Consider the following 18744-nt stretch of genomic DNA (forward strand, 5'->3'; position numbering starts at 1 on the left):
CAAGCCGGCTCCCACAGGTTTGGAGTCTGCACAAACCGTGTGGGAGCTGGCTTGCCAGCGAATAGCGCCTGTGCCGGTTACATCAAAAACCGGCTGAAAAAACGTGATCAGCTGGCCACGAAATTCGGTGGCGATACCAGCTCGACCGTCTGCTGCTTGCGCGGCGCCAGGATCTCGGCCTCGCCCTCGACCACCAGCTCATCGTTCTGGTTGTACACATTGGTGGCGATCCGCACCTTGAACTTGGGCAGCTTCTCGAGGATTACCAGGCGCACGGTCAGGGTGTCGCCAATCTTCACCGGCTTCTGGAAGCTCATCTTCTGGCCCAGGTAGATGGTGCCAGGGCCAGGCAGCGTGCACGCCACCGCCGCACTGATCAGCGCGCCGCTGAACATGCCATGGGCAATGCGCTCACGGAACATGCTCTTGGCCGCGAACTCGGCATCCAGGTGCACCGGGTTGTGGTCACCGGACATCGCGGCGAACAGCTGGATGTCACGTTCTTCCACAGACTTTTCATAGGTGGCTGTCTGGCCGACTTCAAGGGCTTCGTAAGGCGTGTTGGTGACCTGGGACATCGGGGCTTCCTTAAGCGGTGGGCGAGGGCGGCTATCATTCACTGCGCGCAGGGCGGCCAAGGGCCAGCGCCTGTTCGAGCCAGCCGAGAATATCGGCGGTGACCTCGTCACGGTTGGTTTCGTTGAGCACTTCGTGCCGTGCCTCTGGGTAGATGCGCAGCTGTACATGCTGGTTGCCGGTCGCGCGTAACGCGTCGGCCAGATGGGTGAGACGCTTGCCGGTACTGACCGGATCACATTCACCGCCAATCACCAGCAGGGGCAGGTTCGGATCGATCTGCGCGAGGTTACTTGCCCGGCTGATCTGCGCCAAGCCTTGCAGCAGGTCGAGCCACAACTGGTTGCTGCAGCGAAAGCCACACAGGGGGTCATTCACGTACAGGTCCACTTCGCCAGGGTCGCGGCTCAGCCAGTCGAAGGCGGTGCGGTTTGGCTTGAAGGCTTTGTTGAACGAGCCGAACGACAGCCACTCGATCAGCGCGCTCTTGCCCAGCGGCCCTTGGCGCCAGGCCTCGACCCGGGCGAGCAGCCGCGCCACGCGGTACAGCGCCGCGGGCTGGAAGTTCGAGCCGCTGAGGATCGCCCCGTGCAGGCTGGCGCTGTGGTGCAGCAGGTACGCCTGGGCAATGTAGCTGCCCATGCTGTGGCCGAACAGGAACAGCGGCGTGCAGGGGTATTGCTGGCCGATGTGCTGGGCGAGCAAGCCGAGGTCATTGACCACGGCATTCCAGCCATGATGGCGGGCGAACAGGCCGAGGCTGCCCAGTTCGGCGGTGCGCCCGTGGCCGCGCAGGTCGGGGGCGAACAGGGCGAAGCCGGCCTCGCTCAGCGCATGGCCCAGGCGCTGGTAGCGCCCGGCGTGCTCGGCCATGCCATGGGCCAGCAGCACCACGGCCTTGACCGGCGTGGCCGGCAGCCATTGGTGTACGTACAGGCTGCAATGCTCGCTGGCGGGCAGCCAGAAGGCGTCGTGGGGCATGGCCGGTCCTTTGCGCGGGGGGTACGAGCACAGTGTATGCGCAACCGGCTGGATTGCAGGAAGGGCACAAATAAGATTCACAATGTTAATGGCGGAGCTTGGCGTATATGCCGCCTTGGGCTTACCTGCTAACGTCGGTTAAACGCCTGTTTGCCATTGGCGATCAGGTCAAAGGACTAAACGACCCGCTACACCCCCCGCAGCAGGTCCAGGCAGAGGAACAATAATAAATGCAAGCCGACTTCTGGAATGACAAGCGCCCGGCGGGCGTGCCTTCCACCATCGACATCCATGCCTACACCTCCGTCGTCGAGGTGTTCGAGCGCTCTTGCAAGCGCTTCGCCGACCGCCCGGCGTTCAGCAACCTGGGCGTGACCCTGACCTACGCCGAGCTGGAACGCCATTCGGCGGCCTTTGCCGCCTGGCTGCAGCAGCACACCGACCTGGTACCGGGCGACCGCATCGCCGTGCAGATGCCCAACGTCCTGCAGTACCCGATCGCGGTCTTCGGCGCGTTGCGTGCCGGGCTGATCGTGGTCAACACCAACCCGCTCTACACCGAGCGTGAAATGCGCCATCAGTTCAAGGACTCCGGCGCCCGCGCGCTGGTTTACCTGAACATGTTCGGCAAGCGCGTGCAGGAGGTGCTGCCCGATACCGGTATCGAGTATTTGATCGAGGCGAAAATGGGCGACCTGCTGCCCGCCGCCAAGGGCTGGCTGATCAACACCGTGGTCGACAAGCTGAAGAAGATGGTGCCGGCCTATCAATTGCCCCAGGCGGTGTCATTCAAGCAGGTGCTGCGCGAGGGCCGCTCGCTCAGCCACAAGCCGGTGCCGCTGAGCCTGGACGATATCGCCGTGCTGCAATACACCGGCGGCACCACCGGCCTGGCCAAGGGCGCGATGCTCACCCATGCCAACCTGGTGGCCAACATGCTCCAAGTACTGGCGTGTTTCTCGCAGCACGGGCCAGACGGGCAGAAGATGATCAAAGAAGGCCAGGAGGTGATGATCGCGCCGCTGCCGCTTTATCACATCTATGCCTTTACCGCGAACTGCATGTGCATGATGGTCACCGGCAACCACAATGTGCTGATCACCAACCCGCGAGACATTGCAGGCTTCATCAAGGAGCTGGGCAAGTGGCGTTTTTCCGGCCTGCTGGGGCTCAACACGCTGTTCGTCGCGCTGATGGACCACCCCGGCTTCCGGCAACTGGATTTTTCTGCGCTGAAGGTCACCAACTCCGGTGGCACCGCGCTGGTCAAGGCCACCGCCGAGCGCTGGGAGAGCCTCACGGGCTGCCGCATCGTCGAAGGGTATGGCCTGACCGAAACCTCGCCGGTCGCCAGTACCAACCCTTATGGCCAGTTGGCGCGGCTGGGTACGGTGGGTATCCCGGTGGCAGGTACGGCGTTCAAGGTAATCGACGACGACGGCAACGAGCTGCCGGTGGGTGAGCGGGGTGAACTGTGCATCAAGGGCCCGCAGGTGATGAAGGGCTATTGGCAGCAACCCGAGGCCACCGCGCAGACCCTGGACGCACAAGGCTGGCTGAAGACGGGTGATATCGCGGTGATCGACCCGGATGGCTTTACCCGCATCGTCGACCGCAAGAAGGACATGATCATCGTCTCGGGTTTCAACGTGTACCCCAACGAAATCGAGGACGTGATCATGGGCCATCCGCAGGTGGCCAACTGCGCGGCCATCGGTGTGCCGGACGAGCGTTCTGGCGAGGCGGTGAAACTGTTCGTGGTGCCGCGCGAGGGCGGCTTGAGCGTCGATGAGCTGAAGGCGTACTGCAAAGCCAATTTCACCGGCTACAAAGTGCCCAAGCACATCGTGCTGCGCGAGTCGCTGCCGATGACCCCGGTGGGCAAGATCCTGCGGCGCGAGTTGCGTGACATCGCCTGACAGGGATGCAGGGCGCCTCTGGAACGGGCCTTTTGGCCCGTTTTGCGACATTTTGGATAAATACTCTAAAAATGACTTGTATCGTTCATTGAGTCATTTTTGTGACCGTGAGGCCTGTTTTGGCCTCTAGGCGACCCCTGGCAAAGCTGTTACTCTCGGGCCGCTTTCAGATGATCCGGTTTGCAATGAGCCGCCATCACATATCAATAATAAGCGCATCGACGCGTGAATCGAACTTCGCTGTTGCTGAAGGAGTGGGCTTCCATGATCGAACATTTTTGGAAGGATAAATACCCAGCCGGGATTACGGCGGAAATCAATCCTGACGAATTCCCCAATATCCAGGCGGTACTCAAGCAATCCTGCCAACGCTTTGCCGACAAACCGGCCTTTAGCAACCTGGGCAAGACTATCACCTATGGCGAACTGTATGCGCTGTCGGGGGCGTTTGCCGCCTGGCTGCAGCAACACACCGACCTGAAACCGGGTGATCGCATTGCCGTGCAACTGCCAAACGTCCTGCAATACCCGGTAGCGGTATTCGGCGCCATGCGTGCAGGGCTGATCGTGGTCAACACCAACCCGCTGTATACCACGCGGGAGATGGAGCACCAGTTCAACGATTCCGGTGCCAAGGCGCTGGTGTGCCTGGCCAACATGGCCCACCTGGCCGAAAAAGTAGTGCCCAAGACCCAGGTCAAGCATGTCATCGTCACCGAAGTGGCCGACCTGCTGCCGCCGCTCAAGCGCCTGCTGATCAACAGTGTGATCAAGTACGTCAAGAAGATGGTGCCGGCCTATGATTTGCCGCGTGCTGTGCGCTTCAACGACACCCTGGCGCTGGGCAAGGGCCAGCCGGTCACCGAGGCCAACCCGCAACCCAACGATGTCGCCGTGCTGCAATACACCGGCGGTACCACGGGCGTGGCCAAGGGCGCGATGCTGACCCACCGCAACCTGGTGGCCAACATGCTGCAATGCCGGGCGCTGATGGGCTCAAACCTGCATGAAGGCTGCGAGATCCTGATCACGCCGCTGCCGCTTTACCACATCTATGCCTTTACCTTCCATTGCATGGCAATGATGCTGATCGGCAACCATAACGTGCTGATCAGCAACCCGCGTGATTTGCCGGCGATGGTCAAAGAGCTGAGCAAGTGGAAATTCAGCGGCTTCGTTGGCCTCAACACCTTGTTCGTCGCCCTGTGCAACAACGAGGGGTTCCGCGCGCTGGACTTCTCTGCGCTGAAAATCACCTTGTCTGGCGGCATGGCCCTGCAATTGAGCGTGGCCGAGCGCTGGAAGGCCGTTACCGGTTGCGCCATCTGCGAAGGTTACGGCATGACCGAAACCAGCCCGGTGGCCGCCGTCAACCCGTCCGAGGCCAACCAGGTTGGCACCATCGGTATTCCGGTGCCTTCGACGCTGTGCAAGATCATCGACGACAGTGGCAATGAACTGCCGCTGGGCGAGGTGGGTGAGCTGTGCATCAAGGGCCCGCAAGTGATGAAGGGCTACTGGCAGCGCGAAGACGCCACCGCCGAGATCCTTGACAGCGCGGGTTGGCTCAAGACCGGCGACATCGCGTTGATCCAGCCGGACGGCTACATGCGCATCGTCGACCGCAAGAAGGACATGATCCTGGTCTCCGGTTTCAACGTGTACCCCAACGAGCTGGAAGACGTGCTGGCCGGCCTGCCAGGTGTGCTGCAGTGTGCGGCCATCGGCGTGCCGGACGAAAAGTCGGGCGAAGTGATCAAGATGTTCATCGTGGTCAAGCCGGGCATGACCGTGACCAAGGAGCAGGTGATGGAGCACATGCGTGCCAACGTCACCGGCTACAAGGTGCCGCGCTACATCGAGTTCCGCGATACGTTGCCGACCACCAACGTGGGCAAGATCCTGCGCCGTGAGTTGCGCGATGAAGAGCTGAAGAAGCAAGGGCTCAAGAAGATCGCTTGAGGCTGTATTCTGGGCTGGCTTTGCTGGCCCTTTCGCGGGGCAAGCCCGCTCCCACAGGTATCTCACTGTAGGAGCGGGCTTGCCCGCGAAAGGGCCGCTGAAATCAGCGCAATTTCTCGAGCATCTGGTAGTACCACATCCCTGCCGCCAACAGCGGATTCCCCAGCAAGTCCCCCATCGGCACCCGCACGTGCTTGCACTGCGCGAAAGTGTCGAACTTCTCCAGTGTCCCGGTCAGCGCTTCGGCCATGATCTCGCCCATGATGTGGCTGGTGGCAATGCCATGCCCGGAGTAACCCTGGCAGTACCAGACATTGTCCGAGAGCTTGCCCAATTGCGGGATGCGGTTGACCACGATGCCCATGGCGCAACTCCACTGGAACTCGATCGGCACCCCTTTGAGCGCCGGGAAGGTGCGTTCGATGCAGGGCCGCAGTTCACCTTCGATGTCGCGTGAATCACGCCCGGAGTAGTTGGCGCCGCCGCCAAACAGCAAGCGCTTGTCGGCGGTCAGGCGGTAATAGTCGAGGACAAAGCGGCAGTCATACACCGCCAGGTCCTGCGGGTTGATCTGCTCGGCCAGTTCACCCAGCGGCGCTGTGGTAACGATGCCGCCCATGGCCGGGAAAATCTTGCCCTTGAGCGTGCGTTGCTCCAGCTTGTGGTAGACATCGCCGGCCAGCATCACCTGGCGGGCTTCGATGCGCCCCTCGGCGGTCACCACTGCCGGGCGCGGGCCGTGGACGATGTCCAGCACCTCTGAATGCTCGAAGATCAACGCGCCCAGGCTGTGGGCGGCGCGGGCCTCGCCCAGGCACAGGTTGAGCGGGTGCAGGTGCAGGTTGCGGCGGTTTTTCAAGGCGCCCAGGTACAGCGGGCTCTGCAGGTGCTGGGCCATGGCGCTGCGGTCGAGCATCTCGACCTGATCGCCCATGCCGCGACGCTCTGCCTCGGCCGCGAAACCGCGCAGTTCGTTCAAGTGCGACGGCTTCATCGCGGCATGCAGGTGGCCGCGCTTGAGGTCGCAGTCGATGCCGTAGCGTGCCACCCGTTGCTCGATGACCTGGTGCCCGCGCCAGCGCAGGTGCCAGATGAAATCATCCACCTCGCTGCCCAGGCGATCGCGCATTTGCGTGCGCATGGCTTCGTCGCCCGACAAGCTGCCGGTCACCTGGCCGCCATTGCGCCCACTGGCGCCCCAGCCGATGCGGTTGGTTTCGACAATGGCCACCTTCAGGCCGCGCTCGGCCAATTCCACAGCGGTGGCCACGCCGGTGAACCCACCGCCGATGATGGCCACGTCGACGTGCACGGTGCCCTTGAGGGTCGGGTACTGCGTGTGGTCATTGAGGGTGGCGCTGTAATAAGACGGCGCGCGTTGGGCCGGTCCCTTGTTCAATACTGCGTTCATGGGTGTTCCTTGTTATGAATGGGGCTCAGGCCTGGTGCAGGTACCAGCGCCAGTCCTGTTCGCTGACTTCGGCCATGAACTGGCGGTACTCGGCGCGCTTGACCTTCAGGTACACCCCAAGAAATTCAGCGCCCAGTGCCTCTCGGGCCCAGTCCGAATGCTGCAGAGCATCCAGGGCGGTCAGCCAGTCGGTGGGCAAGTGCTCGGTGGCCTGGGCATAGCCGTTGCCTTCAACGGGGGCGCCGGGGTCCAGCTGTTCACGGATGCCGCGGTGGCTGGCGGCGAGGATGGCCGCTGCGGCCAGGTACGGGTTGGCATCGGCACCGCAGATGCGGTGCTCCACGTGTCGGCTGTTGGCCGGGCCGCCCGGTACGCGCAGGCTGACCGTGCGGTTGTCGACGCCCCAGGTGGGCGCCAGTGGCGCGTAGCTGTTGGCCTGGAAGCGGCGGAACGAGTTGGCATTGGGGCAAAACAGCAGCAGCGAATCGTGCAGGTGGCGCAGCATGCCGGCCACCGCTTGGCGCAGCAACGGCGTACCGGCCTTGTCCTCGCTGGCGAACAGGTTGTTGCCAGCGCTGTCGGCCAGGCTCAGGTGCATGTGCATGCCGGTGCCGGCCAGTTGTGCAAAGGGTTTGGCCATGAAACAAGCCTGCATGCCATGCGCATGGGCCACGCCTTTGACCAGGCGCTTGTAGCGCACGGCCTGGTCCATGGCCAGCAGCGCATCGCCGTGCTCAAGGGTGATTTCCACCTGACCAGGTGCGTACTCGGAGATCGCCGTGCGGGCGGGGATACCCTGGGCTTTGCACGCGGCGTAAAGGTCGGCGAGGAAGGGCTCGATCTGTTCCAGTTCACGCAGGCCATACACCTGCGTACTGCGCGGGCGCCCACCGTCGTTGTCCAGGGCCGGCTGCGGGCGGCCCTGGGCATCGCGTTTTTGGTCGAGCAGGTAGAACTCCAGCTCACACGCCATCACCGGGTGGTAGCCATCGGCCTTGAGCGCTTCGACAGTGCGCAGCAACACATGGCGTGGGTCGGCAATGCTCGCCGGCAGGCCTTCGCTGGGGTGCATGCTGACCTGCACGGTAGCGGTGGGTACGCGCCGCCAGGGCAGGCGCACCAAGCTGCCTTCCAGCGGGTAGGCGCGGCAGTCGATGTCGCCAACGTCCCAGACCAGGCCAGAGTTTTCGACGTCATCGCCATTGAGGGTCAGGCCCAGGATGGTGCTGGGCAGCGGGCGCCCGGTCTGGTAGACCGCCAGCAGTTCCTCGCGGTGTAGCAGCTTGCCGCGGGGGACGCCATTGGCGTCGAGGATGAACAGCTCGAACAGCTCGATATCGGGGTTGTCGGCCAGGAATTGGCTGGCGTGCTCTACGGGTGCAAAGTGCATGATGAATTCGCTCACGGGCGCACAGGGCCACCGCGCATGCAGGCGGCCCAGTTGAGTCAAACGGCCAGACGGTGGCCGGGTTGGGTCACAATGGCGTGAGCGAAGTGTCCGGTGGGCGCGCGTGGCGGCAGTGCCACAAAGCCCAGAAGGCGAGGATGATGTGGACCAGCGGATTTTCCCCAGCACGGCTCCGGGCCTTCGGCAGCGAAGGGCGGGACGACGGTGGGGCGATAGGCTGGGCGGGAGTCATGCCTTTGATACTCACATGCGGCGTAAGGTTGATTAAAGCAGTGAATGGCAACCTTTACATCAGCCTTCACTAAACATAGCGCGCCTGCCTGATCGTTGAGCAGCCTTGCGCTGCGAAGAGGCCGGTGATAGCAACCGACATCACCTTTGTTGTCACCGGCCTCTTCGCAGCACAAGGCTGCTCCTACACACAAAGGTGCGGCCAGCGCGGACAGCAAAGAACCCGCAAATCTGCGACAATCGCGCCTCTTCAAATGCCGATCATGAAAAAGCAGGCTCACCTGCATCACTAAAAAGCCCCATGACAGACCAAGCCATCGACCAGCTCCTGAAAAACCTCGATCACGCCATGATCGCCGACCGCCACCGTCTGCGTCGGCAACTGCACGAGCTGCGCAAACGCCCGGACGAAGCGAAGCTCGCCCAGTGGGTGGAAAAGGTCCAGGCCTCCTGCGCGCAGGTCACCGCACGCCAGCAAAGCGTGCCAACCGTGCGCTACGACGACAGCCTGCCGATTGCTGCCAAACGTGACGAGATCAAAAAGGCGCTGGCCGAGCACCAGGTGCTGGTGATTGCCGGTGAGACCGGCTCGGGCAAGACCACTCAGTTGCCGAAAATCTGCCTCGAGCTGGGGCGCGGTAGCCATGGCCTGATCGCTCACACCCAGCCACGCCGTATCGCCGCGCGCAGCGTCGCTACCCGTGTCGCAGAAGAACTCGGCACGCCGCTGGGCGGGCTGGTCGGCTACCAGGTGCGTTTCGAAGACCAGAGTGATGCCAATACCCTGGTCAAACTGATGACCGACGGCATCCTGCTGGCCGAAACCCAGCACGACCGCTTCCTCGAACGCTACGACACGATCATCGTCGACGAAGCTCACGAACGCAGCCTCAACATCGACTTCCTGCTCGGCTACCTCAAGACCCTGCTGCACCGCCGCCCGGAACTGAAGCTGATCATCACCTCGGCGACCATCGACCTTGAGCGCTTCTCCCAGCACTTCGATGGCGCGCCGATCATCGAGGTGTCGGGGCGCACCTTCCCGGTCGAAACCTGGTACCGCCCGCTGACCAGCGAGCAGGACGAGGAAGGCAACCAGATCGAGGAAGACCTCACCGTCGACCAGGCGATCCTCGCCACCCTGGACGAACTGGCGCAGCATGAGCGCAGCGAGGGCAAGGGGCCTGGCGATGTGCTGATCTTCTTGCCGGGCGAGCGGGAAATTCGCGATGCCGCCGAGATCTTGCGCAAGGCGCAACTGCGCCATACCGAGATTCTGCCGCTGTATGCGCGCCTGTCGCCCGCCGAGCAGCAGCGCATTTTCCAGTCGCACACCGGGCGCCGCGTGATCCTGGCCACCAACGTCGCCGAGACTTCGCTGACCGTGCCGGGCATTCGTTATGTGATCGACACCGGCACCGCCCGCATCAGCCGCTACAGTTACCGCGCCAAGGTTCAGCGCCTGCCGATCGAGGCGGTGTCGCAGGCCAGCGCCAACCAGCGTAAGGGCCGCTGCGGCCGGGTCGAACCGGGCATCTGTGTACGCCTTTACAGCGAAGAGGATTTCAACGGCCGGCCGGCGTTCACCGACCCTGAGATCCTGCGCACCAACCTCGCGGCGGTGATCCTGCAGATGCTGCACCTGCGCCTGGGTGCGATCGACGCATTCCCGTTCATCGAGCCGCCGGATGGCAAGGCCATCAGCGACGGTTTCAACCTGTTGCAGGAGCTTTCGGCGGTCAACCGCGAGAACCAGTTGACCCCGCTTGGGCGACAGCTGGCGCGCTTGCCGATCGACCCACGGCTGGGCCGCATGCTGCTTGAAGGCGCCCGCCAGGGCAGCTTGCAGGAAGTGTTGATCGTCACCAGCGCCCTGTCGGTGCAAGACCCGCGCGAGCGGCCGCCGGAGCGCCAGCAGGCGGCCGACCAGGCGCATGCTCAGTGGAAGGACGTCGATTCCGACTTCGCCGCATTGGTCAACCTGTGGCGTGGCTTCGAAGAACAGCGCCAGGCGTTGACGGCCAACCCGTTGCGTAACTGGTGCCGGAAGAATTTCCTCAATTACCTGCGCCTGCGCGAATGGCGCGATGCCCACCGCCAGCTGGCGCTGATTTGCCGTGACCTGCAATTGACGGTCAACAAGGAACCGTCCGATTACCAGCGCATGCACAAGGCCATCCTCAGCGGCCTGCTCAGCCAGATCGGCCAGAAGACGGAAGAGGGCGACTACCAAGGTGCCCGTCAGCGGCGCTTCTGGGTCCACCCGTCCTCGGGCTTGGGCCGCAAGCGCCCGCAGTGGGTCATGGCGGCCGAGCTGGTAGAGACCACCAAACTGTATGCGCGAGTGGTCGCCAAGATCGAGCCCGACTGGATCGAGCCGCTGGCCACCCACCTGGTCAAGAAGAACCACTTCGAACCGCACTGGGAGAAAAAGCGCGGGCAAGTGGTGGCCTTTGAACAGATCACCTTGTATGGGCTGATTCTGGTGGGGCGCCGGCCGGTGCACTTTGGCCCGATCGACCCGGTGACCTCCCGCGAGCTATTCATCCGCGAGGGGCTGGTGGGCGGCGAGATCCAGTCGCGGGCCAAGTGCCTGGCGGCCAACAAACGCCTGCTCGAACAGCTCGACGAACTGGAGGCCAAGGCCCGTCGGCGCGATATTCTCGCCGATGAAGAGACCCTCTACGCGTTCTACGAAGCGCGCCTGCCCGAGGAAATCCACCAGACCGCGACCTTCGATGCCTGGTACCGCATGACCAGCCAGAAGGACGCCAACCTGCTGATCATGCGCGAAGAAGACGTGCTGGCGCGTGAAGCCAGTGAGGTCACCGCGGCGCAGTACCCGGACAGCCTGCAGGTAGGGGACTTGCGCCTGTCGTTGACCTACCACTTCGAACCGGGCCACCCCCGCGACGGTGTGACCGTGCGCGTACCGGCGCCGCTGTTGCCAAGCTTGCCGGGCGAGCGCCTGGAATGGCTGGTGCCGGGTCTGATCGAAGCCAAGTGCGTGGCGCTGGTGCGCAACCTGCCCAAGGCCCTGCGCAAGAATTTCGTGCCGGTACCGGACTTTGTCAAGGCCGCGCTGGCGCGCATGACCTTCGGCCAGGGCGCGTTGCCCCAGGCCTTGGGCCAGGAGCTGCTGCGCATGACCGGTGCGCGTGTGTCCGACGAGGCCTGGGCAGAATCGGTCAACTTGGTCGAAGGCCACCTGCGGATGAACATCGAAGTGGTCGATGGCCAGGGCAAGTTCCTCGGCGAAGGCCGCGACCTGGCCGAGCTGACCGCACGCTTTGTCGCCGCCAGCCAGGCCGCATTGGCCGTGCCACGCAGCGAAAACGCCGAACGCCCGGTGCAGGCCAAGGCCTTCAGTGAAGTGGCGCAGAGCACCCAGCAGAAGATCGCCGGCCTGTCGATGACCGTCTACCCGGCGCTGGTGGACGAAAACGGCACCGTGCGCGAAGGGCGTTTTTCGACCCAGGCCGAAGCCGAGTTTCAGCACCGTCGCGCCTTGCAGCGCCTGTTGCTGCAGCAGTTGGCGGAGCCTGCCAAGTTTTTGCGTGGCAAGCTGCCCGGGCTGACCGAACTGGGCTTGCTGTACCGCGAGCTGGGCCGTGTCGAGGCACTGGTCGAAGACATTCTGCTGGCCAGCCTGGACAGCTGCATCCTTGAGGGTGAGCACCCGCTGCCGCGCGACGGTGCCGCCTTGGCCGGGTTGGCCGAGCGCAAACGTGGCAGTTGGGCCGAGCACGCTGAACGCCTGGCGCGCCAGACCTTGGAAGTGCTCAAGTTGTGGCACGGGCTGCAGAAGCGCTTCAAAGGCAAGATCGACCTGAGCCAGGCGGTGGCGCTGAACGACATCAAGCAACAGCTGGCCAACCTGGTGTACCCGGGCTTCGTTCGCGAAACCCCGGGCGCCTGGTTCAAGGAGTTGCCGCGTTACCTCAAGGCCGTGGAGTTACGCTTGGAGAAGCTCGGCTCGCAGGTGCAGAAGGACCGCGTCTGGAGTGGCGAGCTGGCAAACCTCTGGGCCCAGTACAAGGCACGTGCCGACAAGCACGCCCAGGAGGGCAAGCGTGATGAGCAACTGACGCTGTACCGGTGGTTGCTGGAGGAATACCGGGTGTCGTTGTTCGCTCAGCAGTTGGGTACCAAAGTGCCGATTTCTGACAAGCGTCTCAGCAAACAGTGGAGTCAGGTGGAAGCCTAAACCGCAGAAGATGTGGCAATATTGATGCAATTTGGGGTCGCCTGGCGGCCCCTGTGGGAGCGGGTTTACCTGCGAACGAGGGCAACGCCCTCGCCTTCGAGTTGGCACTAAAGTGCTATTACGCATTTTCCAGCCAGCGCCCCGTGGCGATGGCCTTTGACCAGAGGAACGACCGTGCATAACGTCGTGATCAGCGGCACCGGCCTGTATACCCCGGCCCAGAGCATTTCCAACGAAGAACTGGTGGAGTCCTTCAACACGTGGGCGCAGCAGTTCAACCACGACAACGCCGCCGCCATCGAGCGCGGCGAGGTCGAGGCAGCGCCGCTGTCCGACGCCGCTTTCATCGAGAAGGCCTCGGGCATCAAGAGCCGCTTCGTGCTGGACAAGGCCGGCATCCTCGACCCGCAACGCATGAAGCCACGCCTGCCAGAGCGCTCCAATGACGAGCCGTCGATTTTGTGTGAAATGGCTGTGGCCGCTGCTCGCCAGGCGCTTGAACGTGCGGGCCGTACCGCTGCCGATGTCGATGGTGTGATCGTCGCGTGCTCCAACCTGCAGCGCCCATACCCGGCCATTGCCATCGAAGTGCAAAATGCATTGGGCATCGAGGGCTTTGCCTTCGACATGAACGTGGCCTGCTCGTCAGCCACCTTCGGCATCCAGACCGCCGCCAACAGCGTGCAGCTGGGCCAGGCGCGTTCGGTACTGATGGTCAACCCCGAGGTCTGCACCGGCCACCTGAACTTCCGCGACCGCGACAGCCACTTCATCTTCGGTGATGCCGCCACCGCCGTGCTGATCGAGCGTGCCGACCAGGCCACCTCGAAGCACCAGTTCGAGATTGTCAGCAGCAAGTTGTGGACCGGTTTTTCCAACAACATCCGTAACAACTTCGGCTTCCTCAACCGCGCGGCGGAGGAGGGGGAAGGTGCTGCGGACAAGTTGTTCATCCAGGAAGGCCGCAAGGTGTTCCGTGAAGTGTGCCCGAAGGTGGCTGAGCTGATCGGTGAGCACCTTGAAGCCAATGACCTGCAGCCGAGCGACGTCAAGCGCTTCTGGTTGCACCAGGCCAACCTGAGCATGAACCACTTGATCGTCAAGAAGCTGCTGGGGCGTGAAGCCACCGAGGAAGAGGCACCGGTGATTCTGGACCGTTATGCCAACACCAGTTCGGCGGGGTCGGTGATTGCATTCCACCTGTACCAGGATGACCTGGCCGCGGGTGCGGTGGGCGTGCTGAGTTCGTTTGGTGCGGGGTATTCGGTGGGTAGCGTGATTCTGCGCAAACGCTGATTGCCGGGGCCGCTTTGCGGCCCTTTCGCAGCACAAGGCTGCGCCTACAGGGGAACGCGAACCGCACCGGTAGGAGCAGCCTTGCGCTGCGAATGGGCTGCAAAGCAGCCCCCTACAATGTCACACACAAAAAAAGGCAGGGAATACCGGATGGGGTCGGCATTTCCCGCCTTGAGTGAAGCAGTGAAGCAGTGAAGCGGTTGCTTAGAACTTGGCTTCCAGGTCTACCTGCAGCGTGTCTACGTCAGCATTGCTGTTCGGCAGCTGCGACAGGTCGGTCTTGGCCATCAGGTACGCCGCGCCCAGCGAGAAGTTCTTGTCGATCTCGTAACCGACCTTGAACTTGTGGCCGCGAGAGCCAGTGAAGCCGTTGCCGAAGTCGGAGTCGGTGAACAGGCTGACCACGGCGTTACGTTGAACATCGCGGTAGTTGTAGTCCAGGCTCCAAGCGCCGACCTTGGTTTTCAGACCGGCCAGCCAGGCTTGGTCTTCACCGTCGGTGCTCTCGGTGTTTTTCACGTATTGGCCGTAGGCCGACAGCGGGATGGCGAAGCCAGTGAAGTCGAGCTGACCGAAGCCTTCCACCAGGTTGAACTCATTGGTGGTGTTGCCGAACGACTGCAGAATGGCCGCTTCCTTGTCGTTGTCGTAGCCATAGATGCTCGCACCCACAGTGACTTTCAGCACGTCGGCAGGGGCGAACTTGGCGCCCAGCTGGCCGTGGTAGACCTGCGCATCGTGCTTGTACTGCACGCCGTCGCCATCGACGTTGTCCTTGAGGGTGTACTGACCGGCACTGGCGAACACTTCGGCGCCGCCCAGGTCAGCCTTGTAGGTCGCGGCCACGCCTTCCGGGTTGATATCGCTGTCCCAGATGATATCGCCCATGCTCACCCACGGCTGTGGCATCTTGCCGCCGATCAGGTGCAGGTTTGGCACTGCGGTCGGGTGCCAGTCGAGGTAGGCCAGGTCGACCCACAGCGATTTCTTGTCGAAATAGTTGTCGAAGCTCTGGTTGGTCGAGCGGCGGTCGGCGCTGCTACCGGTGGCGATACGCACGCCAGCATCGACTTGCGGGTTGATTTCGCTGTAGAAGCCGACACGGGCACGGACGCGCTGGCGGTCCTGGTTGCCGCTGCTGCTGTTCGGGTCGTCAACGTTGACGTCTTCGTAACGCAGGCGCACATCACCCTTGATCTGGGTCTTGGCGGCCCATGCCACTTTTTGTTCAAAGGAACTCATACGCTCGGACTGCGCTTTCTGGTCGGCCTTTTCCTTGGTCTCTTTTGCCAGATCGCCTTGCAGTTCGTTGTACTGCGCCTGGTTGATCGAGCCATTGGCGCGGAGCATTTCGAGCAGCTTGGCGTCGACAGCAGCACTGGCCGGAGTACTCAGAGCCAGCATCATGCCGGTGAGGCTCACTCCGGTAAGTGTAGAAACAAGACGCATAAGGTTCTCCCTACTAGAAAAAAATGGGGGAGGCTCAGCGCCCGCCCCTGTGTTGGCATGTCTTCGGAAAGGGCCTGAATAGACAGGTTCTGGGGTTCCGGAAAACAGGCGCAAGTATTGCGGGGGGGAATGACAGATTAATGTCTAATTAGTGGCACTGTTGTTAAGTAATCGGCAATGAACGGATTGGCCAGGTGATCGTCATTTGAGTGATGGGCCATTCTTCCGGGATACTGAGGGCCTTAAGACAGCGAGTCGAAACCGTGACCAGTCTGTACAGCCTTGCTCATCTGCGTGATCTTCCCGCGGCCACCTGGGATGCCCTGGTGCCTGCGGGCCAACCGTTTCTGCGCCACGCCTTTCTCAGCGCGATGGAGGACAGCGGCAGCGTTGCCCCCTCGACCGGCTGGGCTGCCGAGCACTTGGTGCTGGAGCGTGAAGGGCAGGTACGCGCCGTGCTGCCGGCCTACCGCAAGTGGCATTCGTTTGGCGAATACGTGTTCGACCACGGCTGGGCCGATGCCTGTGAGCGGGCAGGCATTGCCTACTACCCAAAGCTGCTGGGCGCCGTGCCGTTCAGCCCGGTCAGTGGCCCGCGCCTGCTGGCCGCCGACCCCGCCGATGGCTTGCTGGTGCTGCAAGCATTGCCCGAGTACCTGGGCAAGGGCGGGCTCTCTGGCGCGCACATCAACTTCACCGACCCGGCATTGGACCAGCAGATGGCCGGCTTGCCAGGTTGGATGGAGCGGCTGGGTTGCCAGTTTCACTGGCGCAACCGAGGCTATCGGGACTTTCAGGACTTTCTCGACACGCTCAGCTCGCGCAAGCGCAAACAGATGCGCAAAGAGCGCGAGCAAGTGGCCGGGCAGGGCATCGACTTTCAGTGGTACCGGGGTGATGAACTGGATGAGGCGCAGTGGGACTTCGTCTACCTGTGCTACGCCAACACCTATGCAGTGCGCCGGCGTGCGCCGTACCTGACCCGTGAGTTCTTCAGCCTGCTGGCCGAGCGCATGCCCGACGCGCTGCGGGTGGTGATGGCCAGGCAAGGCGGGCGTGACGTGGCCATGGCCCTGAGCCTGGTGGGCGGTGACAGCCTGTATGGCCGTTACTGGGGGTGCCTGGATGAGTTCGACCGGCTGCACTTTGAAACGTGCTTCTACCAGGGCATGGACTTTGCCATTGCTGAAGGCTTGCAGCGGTTCGATGCGGGGGCTCAGGGTGAGCACAAGCTGATCCGAGGGTTCGAGCCGGTGCTGACGCGGTCGTGGCATTACCTGCTGCATCCCGGGTTGCGGCGGGCGGTGGAAGGGTTTTTGTTGCAGGAGCGGGAAGGGGTTCAGGGGTATGCCGAAGAGGCGCGGGGGATGTTGCCTTACCGCAGGGACTGAATAACACGTTGCCTGCGCCGGCCTCTTCGCGGGCAAGCCCCGCGAAGAGGCCGGCGCAGGCAACCGCTCATCTCAATCCACCCCAACAAACCCGCCGGTCTGGTGATGCCACAACCGCGCATACAACCCTTGCTGCGCCAGCAACTCACTGTGGCTGCCACTCTCGACGATATGCCCTTTGTCCAGCACCACCAGCCGGTCCATCCGGGCAATGGTCGAAAGCCGGTGGGCGATGGCGATCACGGTCTTGCCCTGCATCAGTGTCTCAAGGCTCTCCTGGATCGCGGCTTCAACCTCAGAGTCCAGCGCTGAAGTGGCCTCGTCCATGATCAGGATCGGTGCGTTCTTCAACAACACCCTGGCAATCGCGATACGTTGACGCTGGCCGCCAGACAACTTGACCCCACGCTCGCCCACATGCGCATCGAAGCCGGTACGCCCTTGGGCGTCGGTCAACTGCGGAATGAACTCGTCGGCGCGGGCGCGGCGTACGGCTTCAAGCAGTGCCGCTTCGCTGGCCTCTGGGCGGCCGTACAGCAGGTTGTCACGGATCGAGCGGTGCAGCAGCGAGGTGTCCTGGGTGATCATGCCAATCTGCGCACGCAGGCTGGCCTGGCTCACTTCGGCAATGTCCTGGCCATCGATGAGGATGCGCCCACCCTGCACGTCATACAGCCGCAGCAGCAGGTTCACCAGGGTCGATTTGCCCGCGCCAGAAGGGCCGATCAGGCCAATCTTCTCGCCCGGGCGGATGTTCAGATTGAGCCCTTCGATCACGTTGCTGGCTTTGCCATAGTGGAAGTCCACATCGTCGAAATGCACCGCGCCACGGCTCACCTTCAATGCCGGCGCATTGGGCTTGTCAGTGACGGTGACCGGCTGGGCGATGGTCTGCAGGCCGTCCTGGACCATGCCGATGTTCTCGAAGATGCCGTTGACCACCCACATGATCCAGCCCGACATGTTGACGATGCGGATCACCAACCCGGTGGTCAGGGCAATTGCCCCCACGGTGATCAGCGACTGGCTCCACAGCCACAGTGCCAGGCCGGTGGTGCCGACCACCAGCAAGCCGTTGAGGGTGGTGATGACCACGTCCATGCTGGTGATCACCCGCGAGGCCAGTTGCGTTTTTTCGGTCTGCTCGCGGATCGCCTCACGGGCGTACTGCTGTTCGTAGTCGGTGTGGGCGAACAGCTTGAGGGTGGCGATGTTGGTGTAGCCGTCGACGATGCGCCCCATCAGTTTGGAGCGTGCGTCGGACGAAATCACCGAACGCGCCTTAACCCGCGGCACGAAGTAGAACAGCGCGGCGATGTAACAGGCGATCCACGCCAACAGTGGCAGCATCAGGCGCCAGTCGGCCTCGGCGAACAGGACCAGTGAGCTGACGGCATAGATCAGCACGTGCCACAGGGCGTCCACTGCCTGTACCGCCGAATCGCGCAGCGAGTTGCCGGTTTGCATGATGCGCTGGGCAATACGCCCGGCGAAGTCGCTTTGGAAGAAGTTCAGGCTCTGCTTGAGCACATAGGAGTGGTTTTGCCAGCGGATCAGGCTGGTCATGCCTGGGTTGATGGTCTGGTGCACCAGCAGGTCGTGCAGGCCGAAGAACAGCGGGCGCAGCAGCAGGATCACCACCAGCATCCAGATCAGCTCACCGCTGTGTTCGCTGAAGAAGTTGGCATTGGGCGTGCCTTGGGCCAGATCGATGATGCGGCTCAGGTAGCTGAACATCGCCACTTCGATCAACGAAGCGACCAGGCCGACCACCAGCAGGGCGGCGAAGCTTGGCCAGACCTGGCGCAGGTAATACAGGTAGAACGGCCACACCGTGCTCGGCGGTGCTTCGCTCGGTGCCTCGCGAAAAATGTCGATGAGTCGTTCGAAACGGCGGTACAGCATGGGTGACA

11 protein-coding genes are annotated in these 18744 nt (G+C 62.7%); 5 read left to right on the forward strand and 6 right to left on the reverse strand.

Translation table 11 applies throughout. The annotated features are described in order from the left end of the window. Positions 1–107 precede the first annotated feature (107 nt). On the reverse strand, positions 108–578 hold the full coding sequence (locus QOS90_RS04975) for a MaoC family dehydratase (protein WP_027593154.1): 471 nt from the start codon (positions 576–578) through the stop codon (positions 108–110). Between the two features lie 34 nt (positions 579–612). Then, positions 613–1557 carry an alpha/beta hydrolase gene (locus QOS90_RS04980; RefSeq protein WP_027593153.1) on the reverse strand — a complete coding sequence of 315 codons (945 nt, stop codon included), beginning with the start codon at positions 1555–1557 and terminating at the stop codon, positions 613–615. Positions 1558–1787: 230 nt separating this feature from the next. Between QOS90_RS04980 and fadD2 the strand changes: the two genes are divergently transcribed. After that, a complete protein-coding gene (gene fadD2, locus QOS90_RS04985) occupies positions 1788–3476 on the forward strand; it encodes a long-chain-fatty-acid--CoA ligase FadD2 (RefSeq protein WP_085272463.1) in 1689 nt (562 codons plus the stop codon). Positions 3477–3740: 264 nt separating this feature from the next. Continuing rightward, positions 3741–5438: a long-chain-fatty-acid--CoA ligase FadD1 gene (gene fadD1, locus QOS90_RS04990; RefSeq protein ID WP_027593151.1), complete on the forward strand. Its 1698-nt coding sequence runs from the start codon at positions 3741–3743 to the stop codon at positions 5436–5438. A gap of 103 nt (positions 5439–5541) precedes the next feature. On the opposite strand, the gene QOS90_RS04995 is transcribed toward fadD1, so the two are convergent. Both QOS90_RS04995 and QOS90_RS05000 read right to left on the reverse strand, forming a co-directional pair. Then, complete coding sequence (locus QOS90_RS04995; RefSeq protein WP_027593150.1) at positions 5542–6849, reverse strand: NAD(P)/FAD-dependent oxidoreductase; 1308 nt, start codon at positions 6847–6849, stop codon at positions 5542–5544. Between the two features lie 25 nt (positions 6850–6874). Next, positions 6875–8239, reverse strand: a complete 1365-nt coding sequence (locus QOS90_RS05000; protein ID WP_085272621.1) for a glutamine synthetase family protein — start codon at positions 8237–8239, stop codon at positions 6875–6877. Between the two features lie 550 nt (positions 8240–8789). Here QOS90_RS05000 and hrpA point away from each other — a divergent pair. Next, entirely contained in the window at positions 8790–12695 is a 3906-nt protein-coding gene (gene hrpA, locus QOS90_RS05005; protein ID WP_027593148.1) for an ATP-dependent RNA helicase HrpA, read from the forward strand. 174 nt (positions 12696–12869) lie between these two features. Further along, positions 12870–13991, forward strand: coding sequence for a beta-ketoacyl-ACP synthase III (locus QOS90_RS05010; protein ID WP_027593147.1), 1122 nt, complete (start codon positions 12870–12872; stop codon positions 13989–13991). Positions 13992–14195: 204 nt separating this feature from the next. Here the strand turns inward: QOS90_RS05010 and QOS90_RS05015 are convergent, their stop codons facing one another. After that, positions 14196–15440 (reverse strand): putative porin, encoded by a 1245-nt coding sequence (locus tag QOS90_RS05015; RefSeq protein ID WP_027593146.1) that lies wholly within the window; start codon positions 15438–15440, stop codon positions 14196–14198. A 263-nt stretch (positions 15441–15703) separates the two neighbouring features. Here QOS90_RS05015 and QOS90_RS05020 point away from each other — a divergent pair, with 263 nt between their 5' ends. After that, complete coding sequence (locus tag QOS90_RS05020; RefSeq protein WP_027593145.1) at positions 15704–16831, forward strand: GNAT family N-acetyltransferase; 1128 nt, start codon at positions 15704–15706, stop codon at positions 16829–16831. 72 nt (positions 16832–16903) lie between these two features. On the opposite strand, the gene QOS90_RS05025 is transcribed toward QOS90_RS05020, so the two are convergent. Continuing rightward, entirely contained in the window at positions 16904–18736 is a 1833-nt protein-coding gene (locus QOS90_RS05025; protein WP_027593144.1) for an ABC transporter ATP-binding protein, read from the reverse strand. Positions 18737–18744 lie beyond the last annotated feature (8 nt).

This window comes from Pseudomonas sp. LAIL14HWK12:I10 (assembly GCF_900184205.1).
GTDB classification, from domain to species: Bacteria; Pseudomonadota; Gammaproteobacteria; order Pseudomonadales; family Pseudomonadaceae; genus Aquipseudomonas; species Aquipseudomonas kermanshahensis.

Excerpts from the sequence above, each read along its gene's own strand:
- QOS90_RS05000 (WP_085272621.1), bottom strand. The coding sequence starts at position 8,239 with ATGCACTTTGCACCCGTAGAGCACGCCAGCCAATTCCTGGCCGACAAC.
- hrpA (WP_027593148.1), top strand. The coding sequence starts at position 8,790 with ATGACAGACCAAGCCATCGACCAGCTCCTGAAAAACCTCGATCACGCC.
- fadD2 (WP_085272463.1), top strand. The coding sequence starts at position 1,788 with ATGCAAGCCGACTTCTGGAATGACAAGCGCCCGGCGGGCGTGCCTTCC.
- QOS90_RS05025 (WP_027593144.1), bottom strand. The coding sequence starts at position 18,736 with ATGCTGTACCGCCGTTTCGAACGACTCATCGACATTTTTCGCGAGGCA.
- QOS90_RS04995 (WP_027593150.1), bottom strand. The coding sequence starts at position 6,849 with ATGAACGCAGTATTGAACAAGGGACCGGCCCAACGCGCGCCGTCTTAT.
- QOS90_RS05015 (WP_027593146.1), bottom strand. The coding sequence starts at position 15,440 with ATGCGTCTTGTTTCTACACTTACCGGAGTGAGCCTCACCGGCATGATG.
- fadD1 (WP_027593151.1), top strand. The coding sequence starts at position 3,741 with ATGATCGAACATTTTTGGAAGGATAAATACCCAGCCGGGATTACGGCG.
- QOS90_RS04980 (WP_027593153.1), bottom strand. The coding sequence starts at position 1,557 with ATGCCCCACGACGCCTTCTGGCTGCCCGCCAGCGAGCATTGCAGCCTG.
- QOS90_RS04975 (WP_027593154.1), bottom strand. The coding sequence starts at position 578 with ATGTCCCAGGTCACCAACACGCCTTACGAAGCCCTTGAAGTCGGCCAG.